Raw genomic sequence first — 1,214 nt, 5'->3', positions numbered from 1 at the left:
CTCAAAATGATCGGTTTCGTATTAGCTGGGTCTACACACGAGCGCAATATTCCTCTAGTCAGCATAATTGCATCTGCATAAGGTAAAAGTGGCGCTATAGTCTTGCCAGGCTGCTCTAGTTTGGTAGTAGGACCTTGAAAATACCCATGGTCTATCGGCAAAAACAGTGCTCTACCATCTTTTTGAATTAGTTGCGCAAGTCTATTACGCAAGCCCCAATCCATCTTAATCGCCTTCCCTCTTAGTTATAGATAGTAGAATAGCTTGTTGATATAATAAATTTACTATAACACAGCAAAGCCCAAATACTCCGAATTAAATTAATATTCGTGAGTTTAGGTATACTAGCAATAGACCATTATCCCCGTACTTTGGATGGCGAGGCACATGGACATTGGAATGAGCTAAATGAGCTTATTAATATAATGAATACGGCAAAAAAGGAGCTATAATGGAGACAGGTTTTTCAACTTATGGGTCTGAAGATACCCCATGGAGTTTCCCAGCTTACGAACACACCCAAGATGACCAAGAGATATTTATTAATAATGCCTTACCAATAATCAGAAACAAAGTATACAATCAAAATGTTAAGAATCCTGGGAAGGAGATAATCTTAGCATCTTGGTATGAACTAAGAGGCTCAGATCCAACTACTTGGTGGAGATATGTAGAAGAGAATTTTGGAATACTTCACGACAACCTGACTTTTAAGAGAGGATATGATGACTTACAAACGCAGATAGGAATGTTTTTTAGGTAAAAAAATGAAGTTAAAGCCTTCTACCAAAAAAGATTTGGATAAATTCGGACCGTACGGAAGCGGAATTGGGACAGTTATAGGAGCAGTGAGTATAGAGATTCTGGGTATTACAGGGGCTCCTAGTTATCTTAAGTATTTAATGCTATTTTTCACTCCTTTCTTGGCCTATACATGCTGTACGTGTGTTCATCGAAAATATAAAAGCTATTGTCATAGTGCCCTAGGAGGAGCTATAGGATCTATCATAGGAATATATCTTGGAGGTTGGCCAGCATACTTCGTAGCATTAACTACTCTAGGTCTTTTCCGCCCATTAGTCTATTTAGTTTGGATTATATGTACAGGGCTCCCTCCGTTTTTACTCTCTCGACATATGTGTAAAAGAGCACAAAGGAAAGAAGCACACGCACAAAAATAGACCTTATCTTGGATACAAAACCAACCCACTTAA

2 protein-coding genes are annotated in these 1,214 nt (G+C 38.5%); one reads left to right on the top strand and one right to left on the bottom strand.

The window, feature by feature from the left end:
- On the bottom strand, positions 1 to 224 hold a 224-nt coding region (locus tag QMD21_07760; GenBank protein ID MDI6856658.1), incomplete at its 3' end, for a 3-hydroxy-5-phosphonooxypentane-2,4-dione thiolase LsrF.
- A 227-nt stretch (positions 225 to 451) separates the two neighbouring features.
- Between QMD21_07760 and QMD21_07755 the strand changes: the two genes are divergently transcribed.
- On the top strand, positions 452 to 763 hold the full coding sequence (locus QMD21_07755; protein MDI6856657.1) for a hypothetical protein: 312 nt from the start codon (positions 452 to 454) through the stop codon (positions 761 to 763).
- Positions 764 to 1,214 lie beyond the last annotated feature (451 nt).

The organism is Candidatus Thermoplasmatota archaeon (assembly GCA_030018475.1).
In the GTDB taxonomy this organism is placed as follows: Archaea; Thermoplasmatota; JASEFT01; order JASEFT01; family JASEFT01; genus JASEFT01.
The sequence above is the reverse complement of the archived record's forward strand: the minus strand, read 5'-3'. Positions and strand labels throughout refer to the sequence as shown.

Excerpts from the sequence above, each read along its gene's own strand:
- QMD21_07755 (MDI6856657.1), top strand. The coding sequence starts at position 452 with ATGGAGACAGGTTTTTCAACTTATGGGTCTGAAGATACCCCATGGAGT.